The following is a 15,956-nucleotide window of genomic DNA, read 5'->3' as shown; positions in this document are numbered from 1 at the left end:
AGTTTTATTAAAAAACATACCTACTAATACAACAACTAAAGTCTTTTTCACCTCCTTGATTGAATATTAGAAAAATTTAATAATTAATAAAAATATTAATTATTAACATACTTATAATACTAACATGTTAGCATTATAATAAAAAAATTATTTGAAATATTCTGGGTGTTCTCTTTTAAGAATATTAGCATCAATTCTTACTCTTTCAATATGTTCTTTCATAACATTTTCAACTTTTAAGCTATCTCTTTTTTCTAATGCTTTATAAATAGATCTGTGTTCTTCGATTAATGCCTTACTGTTAAATTTCTCTTGAAGGCTAAGAATTCTAAATCTATTTAAATGATTACTCATCTGATCCATAGCATTCCAGATATTACTTTTATGACAGGCATCAAATAATATTCTGTGGAAATTATTGTCATGTCTAAAAAAATTAATATAATCTGATTGGGCTGAAGTCATTTCCTGCAGCCTGATATTTGTTCTTAATTTAAACAGATCATCTTCTGTTAATAAATCACAGGCCAGTTTAACTATAGCTGTTTCTAAAGTCTGGCGCATAAACTTTGCTTCTTCAACATTATCAAGAGCAATATAAGAAACATAAGTTCCTCTTTGTGGATAAACATCAATTAAAGCTTCTTCAGCTAATTTTAAAAATGCTTCTCTGATAGGAGTTCTACTGACCTGAAGAGTTTCAGCAATTTCTTCTTTGCGCAAATTTGTACCTGGTTTTAATCTTAATTCTAAAATATTCTTTTTTAATATTTTATAAACATAATTTTTCATGGATAAATTATCTTTATTTTTAAGTTCAATAAGGTTCATCAGCTTCTCCTTTCAGTTAAACAGTTTAAAAAATAAACTCACTAGATGTATACTAACATATCAGTTCATAATTGTCAAACAATTTCCAAAGTTAAATTAATAGTGAATTTTTAGTTAAAATAATCAGGATATTTATTAATTAATTTTTCCTGATCGATTTTTATTCTAGCAAGATGAGACTGCATCATCTCTTCTGCATAATCTGCATCAGCTTTTTTTAATGCCTCTATTACTTTTTGATGGTCTTCAATAATTTTTTTACGACTTAGTCCTGTTGATAAAGCTAAAATCCTCATTCTTTTTAAATCAGTACTGATCTGATCAATTGCAGCCCAGGTTTTAATTTTATCAGCACAGGCAAATAAAATTTTATGAAACTCACTATCATATTCAAATAATTTGAGATGATCTTTAGATTCAAAACTTATCTCCTGCAACTTTAAATTTGTTTCAAGTTCAAAAATTATTTCTTCAGTCCTTTTTTGCGCCGCTAATTTTACAATTTCTTTTTCTAAAGTATTTCGCATAAATTTTGCTTCCTCTACATTTTTTAAGTCAATATAGGAAACATAAGTTGCTCTTTGTGGATAAACATCAATTAAAGCTTCTTCCTGCAGTTTTATAAAAGCTTCTCTAATAGGTGTTCTGCTGACATTAAATTCTTTTTTGATTTCTTTTTTTATTAAACGTTTCCCTGGTTTTAATTTTAAGTAAATTATATTTTTCTTTAAAACATTATAAACATAATCTTTCATCTTGAGATTCTTATATTCCTCATGTTTAAGCAGGTTCATTTTACCAGCCCCAATCTAAACTGTATTGATTATATATTACCATATAGTGGATTAACACTCAACGATATTTAAATTAAATTTTCTCAAGCAGGAATAAAATCTTTTATAGTTAATTATATAATTAGAAATTACTTAATCTTAAAGGAGGAGTAATTAAATGCATAATAGTGAATATCTTAAAACTTTTGACGGTAAAAAGATGTTTTTTCGCAGAGACCTAGTTGATAACCCGAAGGCAGTAATCGTTATAGTTCACGGTTTAGATGAACATCAGGGCAGATATGATTATCTGGCTGGTCGTTTTAATGGTGAAGGTTTTTCTGTTTATAGATTTGATAATAGAGGTCATGGGCGCTCTGATGGCAAACAGGCATATCTAGAAGATCATAATGTTTATTTAGATGATGCAGATACTGCAGTCCAAAAAGCCAGCAGTGAAAATCCGGATTTGCCGATATTTATGCTTGGGCACAGTATGGGTGGTTTTATTGCAGCAGGCTATGGTATTAAATATCCTGAAAGTTTAGATGGTCAAATTTTAACAGGAGGCTGGACAAATAAAACTGATGCTTTTGCAGAAATTGATAATATGAGCTTAGAAGATAATCCAGACCTTAAATTACCAAATGAACTGGGAGATTTAATCTCAAGATCTCAATATGTTATAGACGATTATTTAAAAGATCCTTATGTATCAGAATATACTACCTTAAGATTAATGAAAACAATGCTTGATAAAGGTATCCCCTGGTTGGTAAGTAATTTAAATAAATACACCTACCCTGCTTTGATCTTACATGGTGGAGATGATCAGATAGTAGATTCATATTGCTCAGAAGAACTTTATAAATTAATCTCATCTGAAGATAAAGAATTAAAAATTTACGATGAACTTTATCACGAAATCTTAAATGCTCCAGAAAAAGAAGATGTAATTATAGATATCCTTAACTGGATTGAAAAAAGAATCTAACAAGTAGTTTAATTTTTTCTAATTAAAAAACTCCCTTTTTGATAGATGCTTTTCTAAGCTTTTATCTAAAAAGGGAGTTAATTTTTTAATTATTAATTTTTTAAGCTATGCATTGGAGCAGGAATTCTGCCACCTCTTTTTATAAATTCACTGCTGGAAAATTCACTAACCTTCATAATAGGAGCCCGGCCAAATAAACCTCCATATACTACTTCATCACCGACATCTTTACCTGGTACTGGTATAATTCTAACGGCAGTAGTTTTATTATTTACCATCCCAATTGCAGCTTCATCAGCAATAATAGCAGAAATAGTTTCTGCCGTTGTTTTGCCTGGAATTGCGATCATATCGAGTCCCACTGAACAAACTGCAGTCATAGCTTCTAATTTTTCCAAACTGAGAGATCCTTTTTCTACAGCCTCAATCATACCCGCATCTTCGCTGACCGGAATAAAGGCACCACTCAAGCCACCTACATGAGAAGAAGCCATAACCCCACCTTTTTTAACTGCATCATTTAAAAGGGCTAAAGCAGCTGTTGTACCATGTACACCACAGCTTTCTAAACCCATTTCTTCTAGAATTCTTGCTACACTATCTCCAACCGCTGGAGTAGGTGCTAAAGATAAATCTACTATACCTGGTGTTACCCCAAGCATTTCTGAAGCTTCATTTGCAACAAGCTGACCCATTCTGGTAATTTTAAAGGCACTTTTTTTAATAGTTTCTGCAACTACATCAAAAGATTTTCCTTTAACATTGGTTAAAGCAGATTTTACAGCTCCCGGACCAGAAATACCAACATTAATCATACATTCTCCCTCACCAACTCCATGAAAAGCACCGGCCATAAACGGATTATCCTCAGGGGCATTAGCAAAAATAACTAATTTACTGGCTCCTGCTCCTCCATTTTCTGCAGTTAATTGAGCAGCCTCTTTAACTATTAAACCCATATATGCAACTGCATCCATATTTATACCTGCTTTTGTAGTACCTATGTTAACTGATGAGCATACCCGCTCAGTTTGAGCTAACGCCTCAGGAATGGAGGCGATTAATTTTTTATCAGCTTTAGTCATTCCTTTATGTACTAAAGCAGAAAAGCCGCCAATAAAATCAACACCAACCTCTTTTGCAGCTTTATCTAATGTTTTAGCAAATTTTAAATAATTATCATCATTTGAAGCTGCTGCTACTAGTGAGATCGGGGTAACTGAAATCCTTTTGTTTATTATCGGTATATCATACTTAACTTCAATTTCTTCAGCTACACTGACCAGCTCTCCCGCATAATCAACTATTTTATTATAAATCTTTTCTCTGGCTTTATCGCCATCACTATCAGCACAATCACTTAAAGATATGCCCATTGTTATTGTTCTAATGTCAAGCTTTTCTTCCTCTAACATTCTAATAGTTTCCATTATTTCATAATTATTTATCATTTCTCCACTTCCTTTTTAGAAAAAATTATTTAATTAATACTGCTAAATTCTGTGCATAGATCTAAAAATATCTTCATGCTGCAGCTTAATTGAAAGCCCCATCTTTTCCCCCTTATTGCTTAATTCTTTTTTTAATTCTTCTAATGGGGTTTCTAATTTTTCTAAATCAACCAACATTGTCATTGTAAAATACTCATCTAAAACTGTCTGATTAATATCAAGAATATTAACCTTATTTGCCGCCAGTAAAGAACTTACCTCAGCTATTATTCCTATTTGATCTACTCCAATTACACTAATTATTGCTTTCATATAAGTGACTTCCTTTCCAAATTAATAATTATATAGATGTCATTTTAAATTTACTTTAATAATATTTTAATATATATTATCCCTTCACTAATATACTATCTTATCACTTATCAAAGGCTATTTCCAGCTATTTTAAAAATTCCAGTAGTTATCTCAAGAAAACTTGGCTTTTAATCTAATTACTTAAAGGTGAAAAAAATTTAATAGTGAATATATTAAATAATAGTAAACTAAAAATCAAAATGGGTGGTGGATTAAATGAAGGTTTTATTTATTGGAGGCACTGGAACTATAAGTGAAGCAGTCTCAAAATTAAGTATGGAAAAAGACATCGACCTGTATTTATTTAATCGAGGTAATAATAATCAATTTGCTCCAAACAAAGCTACCATTATCAAAGGCAATATTCGCAATCAAGAAGAAGTAAAAACTCAACTTAAAGATCATAATTTTGATGTAGTTGTTAACTGGATTGCCTATAAGCCTGAGCACATTAAAAATGATCTAGAAATTTTCAGGGACAAAACAGAACAGTATATTTTTATCAGCTCTGCTTCTGCCTATCAGAAACCACAGAGTAGTTATCTGATTGATGAATCCACACCTTTAGCAAATCCTTACTGGGAATATTCACAAAATAAAATAGCATGTGAAAACCTACTGATGGCTGAATATCGCCGCAATGGTTTTCCGGTGACAATTGTCAGACCTTCTCATACTTATGGTTATCGTTCAATACCAGCAGCTTTAAACAGTAGTAAAGCTCCCTGGTCTTTAATCGATAGGATGCGTAGAAGGAAAAAAATATTAGTTCATGGAGATGGAAGTTCACTCTGGACAATGACCCATAATACAGACTTTGCCAGGGCTTTTCTACCTTTAATGGGCAATATTCAAGCAATTGGGCATGCTTTTCAGATTACTTCCGATGAAAGTCTAAATTGGAATCAAATATTTAAATTAATAGCTAAAGCAGCTGGAGTAGAGATAGAACTGCTTCATGTAGCATCTGAAAAGATCATTCAGTATGATCAAAGCCTAAGAGGTACTTTACTGGGTGATAAAGCAGTGAGTGTTGTTTTTGACAATAGCAAAATAAAAAGATTTGCCCCTGATTATAAAACTCTAATTCCTTTTGCAAAAGGTGTAAAAAAATCAATTGATTGGTTTGACAATAATCGAGAATATCAGACCGTAGATGAAGATTGGAATAAACTGATAGATAAAATCATCGCAGAAAACAAATAGAAAAAAGCCCTTAAGGGCTTTTTTCTAGATTATATTAATTTATAAGGAGTTTTTGAAATAAATTTTATCTTAAAAACTTTAGTTTAAATTCCCATTAATAAGCGGGGTAAAAAGAGAGTTATTTCTGGTACAAAAGTCAGCAGCAGTACCATAATAACGAGCACCATATAAAAAGGCATCAGTGATTTCGCAATATCTTCTATTGGAGCCCCACCAATTGAACAGCCAACAAATAAAGTTGAGCCAACCGGAGGAGTTAATAATCCTACTCCCAGGTTAAGCATCATTACTACACCAAAGGTAATTGGATTCATGCCAACACTTGTCACTACAGGTAATAAGATTGGAGTGGCGATCAATATTAATGGTGCCATATCCATTATCATACCTAAAAGTAGTAAAACAAGATTAACTAATAAAAGTATAATTATCGGGTTTTCTGAAATACCCAGTAAAGTATTAGTAATCATCCTTGGAACCTGTAAATATGACATCATCCAGGCAAAAGAACTGGAGGTTGCAATAATTGCAACAACCATTGCTATAGTACTCAATGAATTTTTTAAAATATCTATCAACTTTATTAGCTTAATATCTCTGTAAACAAAAAATGTAAGAATAAAGGCATATACCGCAGCTACTGCAGCAGATTCTGTTGCTGTAAAAATACCAGTTGTAACTCCACCGATAATAATTACTGCAGTCAATAAACCAAGTATACTATCTCTTACAATAATCAATGATTCTTTTAGTGAAACAGTTTTTTCTCTTGGATAATCCCTTTTTACAGCAATATGATGACTTAAGATCATCAAAGCTACTCCCAATAAAACACCGGGAACTATACCAGCTAAAAATAATCTTGCCACTGAAATTCCTCCACCAGCAGCCAGTGAATAAATGATCATATTATGACTGGGAGGGATAATAATCCCCTGAACAGAAGAAGTAATTGTAACATTTATGGAATAATCTTTATCATAACCTGCTTTTTCCATCATTGGAATCATGATAGATCCAATTGAAGAAACATCAGCTACTGAGGAACCAGAAATTCCACCGAAAAACATACTTGCTAAAATATTTACCATTGCCAGTCCACCACGCATCCAGCCGATCATAACATTCGAAAATTTTATTAACCGGTCAGAAATACCACCTTTACCCATTATTTCTCCTGCTATTATAAAAAACGGTATTGCCATAAGTGAAAAAGAATTAATTCCACTTACCATCTGCTGAACTATTACCATCGGTGATAAGCCAACATAAAAGGCAGTAAACATGCTTGAAAGACCAAGTGCAAAAGCAATGGGGATACGAATAACTAACATGATTAAAAATGAACCTAACAAAATCAGTACAGCTGGATCCACTATTCTTCCCCCTCACATTCATCAACTCTAGCAATTTTAGTGCCATGCTTAATTACAGAAAACATTTTTGCTAAAGAATAAATTATAATCAAAAAACCTGAAATTGGTAGTACTATAAACAATAGGCCTCTTGACCATTTAGTTGCTGGCAATCTAGTTCTTTTTGTAGCATTATATAATTGCCATCCATACCTTAATAAAAACCAACCAAAAAGACCTACTAATATATCTTCAATTCTATAAATAAACTCCTGAAATTTATCGGGTAGTAAACTCATAAAAAATTCTATACTTAAATGAATTGATTCTTTAACTCCTAAAGCCATTCCAATAAACCCAAACCAGATCATCATCAATAGGGCAACCTCATCGGTCCATCTTAAAGTAAAATTAAATACATAACGGGTAAATACAGTTGTACTAACAACCACAACCATAATAATTAAAAAAAACATTGCAAGATAATTAAGTAATTTATCAGAAAGTTCAATGCCAGATTTAATAAATCCTGTTTTTTTATTATCTTTCATTACTCTCACCCTTTATTAAAGGTGGAGAAATGAATACTCCACCTTAATTTACAATACTATTATTCTATATTAATTACTCTACTTCGAAATTAAGAATACTTTCAAGTAAATCTTCATATCCTTCACTATATTCTGGATACATATCCATTACTGCATCCTGGAATTCTGCTTGTTTTTCTTCGGATAAAGTAATAATCTCTGCTCCTTCTTCTACAGCCAGTTCTTTAGCTTCTTCTGTTCTTTCAGCCCATGCTTCTCGCTGAGTATCAGTTGATTCAACTGCTGCTTCTTTAATAATATCCTGATCTTCTGGGCTTAAGCTATCCCAGGTAATTTTACTCATAATAATTAACTCAGGAATACGGTTATGCTCATCTTCTACAAAATATGGAGCAACTTCATGGTGACTGTTGTAATACCATCCAGGATAGTTGTTTTCTGCAGCATCTACAACTCCAGTTTGTAGGGCACTGTATACTTCACCCCAGGCGATAGGAGTAGGTGATGCACCTAAAGCTTCTACCATATCCATCATCAAACCACTTTCCTGAACTCTAATTCTTAATCCTTCTAAATCTTCAACACTTTCTACTCTTTTATCTGCTGTATAAAAACTACGAGCACCAGCATCATACCAGGTTAAACCAACAATACCTGAATCTTCTAAACCTTCCAGGATTCCTTCTCCAATTTCACTTTGAAGAACTTCAAACATGAAATCATCACTAGGATATAAGTAAGGAAGTGATAATACATCCATAGCAGGTTCGAAGTTAGACATTGGAGTAATTGAAGTTCTTACAAAATCAATTGCACCAAACTGAATCTGTTCTATTGTAGAACTTTCATCTCCTAAAACACCACCAGGATAAATTTCGATCTTAATTCTACCATCAGTTCTTTCTTCAACTAAACGGGCAAATTCTTCAGCACCAACAACTGTTGGATATCCTTCAGGTTGGTTATCAGCCAGGCGAAGTGTCATTTCCTGAGCCTGAACACCAAATGAAAATACCAGAACAGCAACTAAAACGAAAGCAAAAATCTTTTTCATTAATTTCTCCTCCTCATTTATTTACTCTACTAATATAATATCAGGGCAAATAAATGATTACTATAGACTAAATTGCTATTTTATTCACTTCATTGTTTATTTTCTGAAAATTGTCTAAATAGAGTTGTTTTTCTTATACTATTTGTATTTACCGGGTGAAATACCCGTATATTTTTTAAAGGATCTACTGAAATAATTACGATTTGAATATCCCACTTTTTGGGCAACTACTTTTATCTTTACACCATCTTTTAACAGTTCTTTAGCTTTCTCCATTCTAACCTTGATTAAATAATCTTTATAATTTATACCTTCAACCTCTTTAAACAATTTGCTTAAATAGTATTTGCTAAAAGCTATATGTTCTGCAACCATCTCTAGAGTAATATCATGACAATAATTATCCTGAATATATTGTTTTACTTTTTCTATAACTTCAACTTTTTGTTCTTTATGTGTGTGACTTATATTTAAGATTATTTTGTTGATCAAGTTTTCAACATAAAGCTTTAAGTTTTCTAAATCACTTATAGCTGCAATTTCATTTTCTGTTTTTTCTAAATTGAATAGTGGCTCTTCTCTATTGTAATATTCCATGATCCTTCTATTTAAAAAGATAACAAAGCGTCTTAAATAGGATCTTATACTTGAAATATCACAATTCTCTTCTTCAATTAAATATTGATAGACTTCTGCAAATTCTGTTTCAGCAGCATTTTGATCTTTATCAATTATTTTAGCAAAAATATTTTTTTCTCTTTGATAAGGATAGCTATCAATTTGAAGCTCACTTTCAAAAAGATGTGATCTAGTTTTATTATAAATTTGGTTTAAGTTTTTTATATCTTTAATTACCCTGCTTTTTTTAAGATATAAACGCGAATTATATTTTTCATTATAATTTTTCTTAAGCTCATTTATGATGATATCCATTTTTTTTTGTTCAGCATCATCCTCTAAATTATCAGCAATTATTAAAAAAATTATATCATTTAAACCATTATAAGAAATAGTTCCTTTGAAATGCTTCTTTACTATTTTTTTTGCTTTATAAAAAAAAGTATCAGATAATTTTTCTCGTGGTTTGGCACTCAAAAGAAGAAACTGATGTTCAGCAGCCTCTATACCTAATAATTTTTTATGTTCTTCAAAATTAACTAAAGAAGCTTTTGTGTTATAAACAACTTCTAGAATTATTTCTTTTTCTAAAAAAGGTAAGGTTTCTTTAACTTTATTAACAAGATTTTTTTCTCTGGATTTATTTATTTCTTTCTCTTTTATTTTAGCTAAACTTTTATCAATTACTCGACAAAAATCATCTTCAAGATATGGTTTTACTAAATAATCAATAACTCCAATTTCAATTGATTTTTTTGCATAATCAAATTCACTGTGAGCAGTTAATATAATAATCTCAATCTCTTCATTTTTTTCTTTAATTTTTTTGGCAGCTTCTAAACCATCCATTTTAGGCATTTTAATATCCATCAATACTAAGTCTACATCATTTTCAAGTGCCTTTTTAACTGCTTCTTTTCCATTTGCAATTTCTGCAACAATTTCAAATTCTTTAGAATAAAACTCATTTAAATAGAATTTAATAGCTTTTCTTTCAATCTTTTCATCTTCTGCAATTAAAATTTTATACATCATTACCTCCTGCTGTTAAAGGAATATTAATTATTATTTTTGTACCTTTATCGACTTCCGTTTTTATTGAAAGTAAATCTTTTCCGTATTGAAGCTTTAAGCGTTTTTTTACATTCAACAAACCAAGACTACCTTTTTGTGATTCATCTTTGTCATTTATTTTCCCATTTAGAATACTTACTAATCTTTCTTTTTTAATACCTATACCATTATCTTCAATAATTATTTTCAAGTTTGTAGCTTTTCTTTCAATTCTAATTATCACTTGACCACCTGAATCTTTATCAGATAAACCATGAATAATAGCATTTTCAACAACAGGTTGTAAGAGCATTGGGGGGATTTCAATATCAGAAATATCTCCATTTATCTGTATATCAAACTCCATCTGTTCTTCAAAACGAGTTTTCTGAATAGTTAAATATGCTTTTAAAACTTCAATTTCTTTTTCTAAACTTACCAACTTACCAGTGTGATCAAGATTGTAACGCATTATTTTTGAAATAGCTATTATTAACTTTTGAGTTTTTTTAGCATTTTCGAACATTGCTGTCCTCGAAACTGTATTTAAAGTGTTAAATAAAAAATGTGGATCCATCTGCATCTGCAGATTTAATAATTGCGATTCTTTTAAAAGTCTTTCTTTTTCGATGTTTTTCATCTTCTGTTTATTTAATTTGTTTTCCAATTCGGCTTTTTCTTTTAACTCATTTATATATTTTTTAATATTATTTTTCATTAAATTAAAAGTTTGTCCCAATATATTTAATTCTCTATATCTAATTTCTTCTATATCTTCAATATCCCAGTGGCCTAAAGATAGATAACGAGCAGAATAAGAAAGTTTTTCTATTGCTTTTAAAATATTGTTGGTAAATAAAACTGAAAAAATAAAAACTGCTATACTGATCAAAATAATAATTAAATAAATAGTTTTTGTTCTCTCCTGAGTGCTGATCAATAAATCTACATAACTTCTACTGTGATGCTCTAAATAAGAATTAATAAGATTTTGAGAATGACTGCTCATATAGGAATATAATGTGTCTATTCTGGTTAAAGTCTGATAAGTGCTGGAATCAAAAATATTAGTCTCTAGGACTTCATTGACCAACTCATCATGATAATTTAACATATTGTTTAAATTTCTATAAAAAGTTCTACTCTTTTGATCTTGAGCTACTTCCGCTTCTATATCTGAAATTAAACCCATAATTTTTTCCCTAGAATTTAAATACATCTCTCTGTTTTCTTCATTTCTGTTTTGAAAATAAAGCGAGAAATAACGAGAGTTTTCAGTTATTTCTAATGACAGCTGATTTAATTTAAAATTTATATCTACATTATCTTGATAAATTTGGATTTCTCTTTCTCTTCTGATAAAAGAAAAAAAGAAAACTAAATTTAAGATAATAATTATTATAATAAAAACACTAATAATTCTAGTTCTTATTGAACGTTTATCTTTACTAAAAAACTCCTTTATTTTAGAAAATATTATTTCCACCCCCTATTTAATAGCAAAAAACTCCCAACCAAAGTGGGAGGTATTTTATAAAATATAATAATATTATTAATATAATGGTGGGGCTAACAGGATTCGAACCTGTGGCTTGCAGATTAGGAATCTACCGCTCTATCCGCCTGAGCTATAGCCCCTTTTATATTATAAATTAAAGATCATAAATATCATTTTCAACAACACTTTCAATCATATTTTGATGTTCAGGATCTTTTGTTCCATTATTATGTAAGCGACTGTTTTTAAAGTGAAGACAGATATGGCCTGGAAAGTTATTGTTTTCTATGGCTGCACCACCATGTGGTTTACCATTTATAGAACCTGCAATTAAATGATTGTCAACATAAACAATTACTGATCTTCTCTCCCAGCTCCAGCTACCACCATAAATACTACGTAAAATTCTAGTATCCTGAGCAGTTAGTGGTTCAACATCTGCATGATTTGTTCCATAAAGTCTTTTAACCTCAAGGCTTAAACCTGTTTCTACATCAGTTATAATTGCTTTAGATTCCCTGGGAAAAATAGAATCTACCTTGCTCCATTCCATGTCAACAATATTAACCGAAAAAGAACTGTGATTGTCACCAGGAATTTTTAACTTATCTCCTGCTCTTATACTATCAGAATTTAAATTATTAATTGCTTTGAGTTCATTAATGCTGCTATCAAACCTTCTTGCCAGAACCCACAGACTATCTCCTGACTGTACAGTATATTCAGCAACATCATTTTCTCCTTCTGCAGTTAATTTGCTTAAAGTTTTAGGACCCAAAACACCATCAGCCTGTAACCCAGCTATTTTTTGGAATTTAATCACAGCCAGCCTTGTCTGATGTCCGTAATGACCATCAATTTCCCCCTGATAAAAACCTTTTTGTCTAAGAATCTTTTGAGCTTTTTTTACATTCTCACCGCGATCATTTTCACGTAAAATTTGATTACTGGAAAAAATTGATTCTGCCTGGCTGCTGGAAAAGCTTTCTCTGCTGCCTGTATTATCCGGCTGTGCAAAAACTTGATTATTAAAAACCATAGTGTTTTGACTTCCCAAAAATAAGAGTAAAAGCAGTATCAGTATCCCAAACTTAAATTGCTTAAATTTAAATATATTTATTAAAATATTATTTTCTTTAGATTCTTCATTTTTTTTCTCTATCAGCATAAATCCTACCTCCTGTTTAAATTTAAATCCTCAATATTAATCTTAACATATATTTGAATTTTTATAAATAATATTTTATAATTAAATTATTTTTTTTGCTAAAAAGTTAAAAATAATCGCTATCAACTAAATATAGGCGGAGAAATAAGCTCTCCGCCTTAATATAAGTTATTAAATTTCTAAATTCTAAGATTTTTTGTGGCATAACCACCAATCAAAACTTTCTAGTTCTCCACTTTCAACCTGTTTTTTCCTCAGTTCTATTTCTTTTGCACTATTAGCAGGTGGTACTATGACATTGCTTCCTACAACTTCATTATTTGGCCAGTTAGCAGGAATTGCTACATTTTCTTTATCTGCTTTCTGCAGTCCTTTAACCATTCTAACTATTTCGTCCATGTTTCTACCTAATTCGGAAGGATAATATAAAATTGCTCTTATCTTTGATTCAGGATCAACAATAAATACCGCCCTTACTGTAGCAGTTTCACTAGCAGTATGTAGTAAACCTATTTCTCTTGCAACTCTGCCTGTTCCATCAGCTATAATTGGGTATTCAATTTTATCACCCATATTATTTTCTATCCATTCTTCCCATTTTAAATGACTGAATACTTGATCAATACTTAATCCGATTAATTCAGTATTTAATTCTTGAAATTCATCATATCTTCTTTGAAAAGCAACAAATTCAGTTGTGCAAACAGGTGTAAAGTCAGCAGGATGACTGAATAATATAAACCACTGACCCTTATAATCTTCTGGTAAATTAATTTTACCTTTAGTTGTAGTTACCTCAAATTCTGGAAATTGATCCCCAATTAATGGCATAGATTTTTTCTCTTCCATTTTTATCACTCCTATTATTAATTATTAGTATTGATTGCTATTATCAATTATAGTCAAAAATAGGTTATTTGTCAAGCAAAATAATTAATTTTTTCTTCAATTAATATTTCCTATCAATTTGAGCAGCAATTAGCTTTTTTAATCTCTTTTTTGCTTTGTTTTTAGGCAGATAATTCAAATATTTATCCACTCTAGTGATAAATATTTTTAAAATTTCACGGCTTTCCTCTAATACTGAAGAGTTCCTTACATCTTCAGTAATTGAAATAATTGTCTCCTGCTCAAGTTTTCTGTTATCAAGCTCAGTATTTTTAAGTCCACCCATTTCTAATACATGAGAATATTTTTTTTGATATTCTTCTTTTTGAAATAATAAAATTACAGGAAGGGTTATAACTCCTTCTTCTAAATCCTTGGCAATTTTTTTGCCGGTTTTTGCCTGTTCTCCATTAAAGTCAAGTATATCATCCTGGATCTGAAAAGCCATTCCAATTTCTAAACCAAGTTTATATAATATATTTAACTTTTTACCTCTAATTCCACTTACATATGCACCTAAATAACTGCTGATTGCAAATAATAAGGCTGTTTTATGTCTAATTCTCCTATAATAATCTCTAATTGAAATATTAAAATCATATTTTTTTTCAGCCTGTTCTATTTCTCCTTCACAGATTAAACGGAGGTTTTTATTCATTTTTATTAATGTTTCTTTATCAAGATATTCAAATAAAATATCAAAAGTTCTGGATATTAAAAAGTCTCCGATAAAAACAGCTTCATTTTTACCAAATCTTTTTTGAGCAGTTACTTTTCCCCGCCTCAAATCAGCATCATCAATTATATCATCATGAAGCAATGAAGCCATATGCAGTATTTCAATACTGCTTCCTAGATCTAAGAGTTCCTTTTTATCATAATCACCAAAACTTGCCGCTAAAAACATTAAGAACGGCCTAAGCTTTTTTCCACCACCATCAATTAAATCAACAATGGCAGAATTAATTATTTCTCGATGTGTTGTAGTTTTTTCTATAATATTTTTATCTAATTTTTTTACAATATTTTTGTAATACCTATCTTCAATCAGCAATATTTCCACCTTCAATTAAGTTAAAGTCCGGACCCGTTATTTCAAAACCATCATTTAAACCTGAAGAAATATAAACATCTAATTCTTCAGTTATAAACATCACTTCAACATCTTCAATATCTTCAACAAATTTCATTCCATCTTCTAAACCTTTAATAAAAGCTATTGTTGATAGAGCATCAGCGTCTAAAGAAGTTTCAGTAATTATTGTAGCACTCAGCAGACCGGTTCTGGCTGGATGGCCATTTTCTGGATCAAAAATATGATGATAAATTTCTCCATCTTCTTCAAAATAGCGTTCATAATTACCTGAAGTAACTATAGTTTGATCTTCACTCTCAATAATGGCCATCACATTACCTCTACCATGTCTGGGGTCCTGTATACCTATTCTCCACTTTGAATCATCAACATTATTTCCAACAACTAATACATTACCACCGATATTAATAAAAGCACTTGGGACATCATGCTTTTTAACGATCTCTTTAACTTCGTCTGCAGCATAACCCTTGGCAATTCCACCTAAATCAATTTTTACTCCTTCTTTAGTAACTCTAGCTCTATTACCTTCGATCTCGAGATAATTATAATCTACAAATTCTAAAGCTTTAGCAATCTCTTCCTCAGAAGGGATTCGAGCCTGATCAGTACCAATACCCCATAAGTCTACAATAGGGCCAATTGTGGGATCATAATCACCACTGCTTAATTCAGCAAAATAAAGCGCTTCTTCCAATACTTTTTTACTTTCTTGAGAAAGTTCAATAAATTCTTTTGGATTCATATTAATCTGATTAATTTCACTATCCTCTAAAGTTCTACTCATTAAATATTCAATCTCTCTTATCCTCTCCATACTCTCTTCAACTGCTATTTCAGAATTTTCACCATAAGCCCTCATCTGGACCAGGGTATTCATAATAAAAGAATTGTCTTCAGCAGAAGGAATATCTTGTCCACCATCCCTTCCACAAGCAGTCATAAACAAAAATGAACTAATAATTACAATTAATAAAAAAGTTAATTTTTTATTTTTTAACAAATCTACCACTCCATTATTTTGTATTAATTTATTAAGGCTCAACTTAAACCGGAGTAAACTACT

General features: G+C 30.7%; 15 protein-coding genes and 1 tRNA gene. 2 read left to right on the top strand and 14 right to left on the bottom strand.

All coding sequences use genetic code 11. The features are described from left to right. Window positions 1-147 precede the first annotated feature (147 nt). Both HALSA_RS04575 and HALSA_RS04570 read right to left on the bottom strand, forming a co-directional pair. Window positions 148-831: a GntR family transcriptional regulator gene (locus HALSA_RS04575; RefSeq protein WP_013405437.1), complete on the bottom strand. Its 684-nt coding sequence runs from the start codon at window positions 829-831 to the stop codon at window positions 148-150. A gap of 110 nt (window positions 832-941) precedes the next feature. Continuing rightward, window positions 942-1,625 carry a GntR family transcriptional regulator gene (locus HALSA_RS04570; protein WP_013405436.1) on the bottom strand — a complete coding sequence of 228 codons (684 nt, stop codon included), beginning with the start codon at window positions 1,623-1,625 and terminating at the stop codon, window positions 942-944. A gap of 157 nt (window positions 1,626-1,782) precedes the next feature. Here HALSA_RS04570 and HALSA_RS04565 point away from each other — a divergent pair, with 157 nt between their 5' ends. After that, window positions 1,783-2,598 (top strand): alpha/beta hydrolase, encoded by an 816-nt coding sequence (locus HALSA_RS04565; protein WP_013405435.1) that lies wholly within the window; start codon window positions 1,783-1,785, stop codon window positions 2,596-2,598. A 92-nt stretch (window positions 2,599-2,690) separates the two neighbouring features. Here the strand turns inward: HALSA_RS04565 and HALSA_RS04560 are convergent, their stop codons facing one another. Next, window positions 2,691-4,049: a PFL family protein gene (locus tag HALSA_RS04560; protein ID WP_013405434.1), complete on the bottom strand. Its 1,359-nt coding sequence runs from the start codon at window positions 4,047-4,049 to the stop codon at window positions 2,691-2,693. 42 nt (window positions 4,050-4,091) lie between these two features. Then, window positions 4,092-4,361, bottom strand: coding sequence for an ACT domain-containing protein (locus tag HALSA_RS04555; protein ID WP_013405433.1), 270 nt, complete (start codon window positions 4,359-4,361; stop codon window positions 4,092-4,094). A gap of 258 nt (window positions 4,362-4,619) precedes the next feature. Here HALSA_RS04555 and HALSA_RS04550 point away from each other — a divergent pair, with 258 nt between their 5' ends. Next, the gene (locus HALSA_RS04550) at window positions 4,620-5,609 is read left to right on the top strand and encodes an SDR family oxidoreductase (protein WP_013405432.1); all 990 of its coding nucleotides are present in this window, start codon (window positions 4,620-4,622) and stop codon (window positions 5,607-5,609) included. Between the two features lie 83 nt (window positions 5,610-5,692). Here the strand turns inward: HALSA_RS04550 and HALSA_RS04545 are convergent, their stop codons facing one another. The 10 genes from HALSA_RS04545 to HALSA_RS04500 form a co-directional block, all read right to left on the bottom strand. Further along, window positions 5,693-6,985: a TRAP transporter large permease gene (locus tag HALSA_RS04545; RefSeq protein ID WP_013405431.1), complete on the bottom strand. Its 1,293-nt coding sequence runs from the start codon at window positions 6,983-6,985 to the stop codon at window positions 5,693-5,695. After that, the gene (locus tag HALSA_RS04540) at window positions 6,985-7,515 is read right to left on the bottom strand and encodes a TRAP transporter small permease (protein WP_013405430.1); all 531 of its coding nucleotides are present in this window, start codon (window positions 7,513-7,515) and stop codon (window positions 6,985-6,987) included. Before HALSA_RS04540 ends, HALSA_RS04545 begins: the two co-directional genes overlap by 1 nt. Window positions 7,516-7,588: 73 nt before the next feature. Then, entirely contained in the window at window positions 7,589-8,569 is a 981-nt protein-coding gene (locus HALSA_RS04535) for a TRAP transporter substrate-binding protein (protein WP_013405429.1), read from the bottom strand. A gap of 138 nt (window positions 8,570-8,707) precedes the next feature. Continuing rightward, entirely contained in the window at window positions 8,708-10,219 is a 1,512-nt protein-coding gene (locus HALSA_RS04530; RefSeq protein WP_013405428.1) for a response regulator transcription factor, read from the bottom strand. After that, entirely contained in the window at window positions 10,212-11,726 is a 1,515-nt protein-coding gene (locus tag HALSA_RS04525) for a sensor histidine kinase (RefSeq protein ID WP_013405427.1), read from the bottom strand. Before HALSA_RS04525 ends, HALSA_RS04530 begins: the two co-directional genes overlap by 8 nt. A 75-nt stretch (window positions 11,727-11,801) precedes the next feature. Continuing rightward, a tRNA-Arg gene (locus tag HALSA_RS04520) sits at window positions 11,802-11,878 on the bottom strand. 14 nt (window positions 11,879-11,892) lie between these two features. Next, complete coding sequence (locus HALSA_RS12390) at window positions 11,893-12,906, bottom strand: peptidoglycan-binding protein (RefSeq protein ID WP_013405426.1); 1,014 nt, start codon at window positions 12,904-12,906, stop codon at window positions 11,893-11,895. A 186-nt stretch (window positions 12,907-13,092) separates the two neighbouring features. Beyond that, window positions 13,093-13,755 carry a peroxiredoxin gene (locus HALSA_RS04510; protein WP_013405425.1) on the bottom strand — a complete coding sequence of 221 codons (663 nt, stop codon included), beginning with the start codon at window positions 13,753-13,755 and terminating at the stop codon, window positions 13,093-13,095. A 100-nt stretch (window positions 13,756-13,855) separates the two neighbouring features. Further along, complete coding sequence (locus HALSA_RS04505; protein ID WP_238524780.1) at window positions 13,856-14,857, bottom strand: polyprenyl synthetase family protein; 1,002 nt, start codon at window positions 14,855-14,857, stop codon at window positions 13,856-13,858. Continuing rightward, window positions 14,838-15,902 (bottom strand): FAD:protein FMN transferase, encoded by a 1,065-nt coding sequence (locus tag HALSA_RS04500; protein WP_420795049.1) that lies wholly within the window; start codon window positions 15,900-15,902, stop codon window positions 14,838-14,840. The genes HALSA_RS04505 and HALSA_RS04500 overlap by 20 nt, the downstream gene beginning before the upstream one ends. Between the last annotated feature and the right edge of the window lie 54 nt (window positions 15,903-15,956).

The organism is Halanaerobium hydrogeniformans, from assembly GCF_000166415.1.
Lineage (GTDB): Bacteria > Bacillota > Halanaerobiia > Halanaerobiales > Halanaerobiaceae > Halanaerobium > Halanaerobium hydrogeniformans.
This window is presented reverse-complemented; position numbering and strand designations above follow the sequence as displayed.

Excerpts from the sequence above, each read along its gene's own strand:
- HALSA_RS04575 (WP_013405437.1), bottom strand. The coding sequence starts at position 831 with ATGAACCTTATTGAACTTAAAAATAAAGATAATTTATCCATGAAAAAT.
- HALSA_RS04570 (WP_013405436.1), bottom strand. The coding sequence starts at position 1,625 with ATGAACCTGCTTAAACATGAGGAATATAAGAATCTCAAGATGAAAGAT.
- HALSA_RS04565 (WP_013405435.1), top strand. The coding sequence starts at position 1,783 with ATGCATAATAGTGAATATCTTAAAACTTTTGACGGTAAAAAGATGTTT.
- HALSA_RS04560 (WP_013405434.1), bottom strand. The coding sequence starts at position 4,049 with ATGATAAATAATTATGAAATAATGGAAACTATTAGAATGTTAGAGGAA.
- HALSA_RS04555 (WP_013405433.1), bottom strand. The coding sequence starts at position 4,361 with ATGAAAGCAATAATTAGTGTAATTGGAGTAGATCAAATAGGAATAATA.
- HALSA_RS04550 (WP_013405432.1), top strand. The coding sequence starts at position 4,620 with ATGAAGGTTTTATTTATTGGAGGCACTGGAACTATAAGTGAAGCAGTC.
- HALSA_RS04540 (WP_013405430.1), bottom strand. The coding sequence starts at position 7,515 with ATGAAAGATAATAAAAAAACAGGATTTATTAAATCTGGCATTGAACTT.
- HALSA_RS04535 (WP_013405429.1), bottom strand. The coding sequence starts at position 8,569 with ATGAAAAAGATTTTTGCTTTCGTTTTAGTTGCTGTTCTGGTATTTTCA.
- HALSA_RS04530 (WP_013405428.1), bottom strand. The coding sequence starts at position 10,219 with ATGTATAAAATTTTAATTGCAGAAGATGAAAAGATTGAAAGAAAAGCT.
- HALSA_RS12390 (WP_013405426.1), bottom strand. The coding sequence starts at position 12,906 with ATGCTGATAGAGAAAAAAAATGAAGAATCTAAAGAAAATAATATTTTA.
- HALSA_RS04510 (WP_013405425.1), bottom strand. The coding sequence starts at position 13,755 with ATGGAAGAGAAAAAATCTATGCCATTAATTGGGGATCAATTTCCAGAA.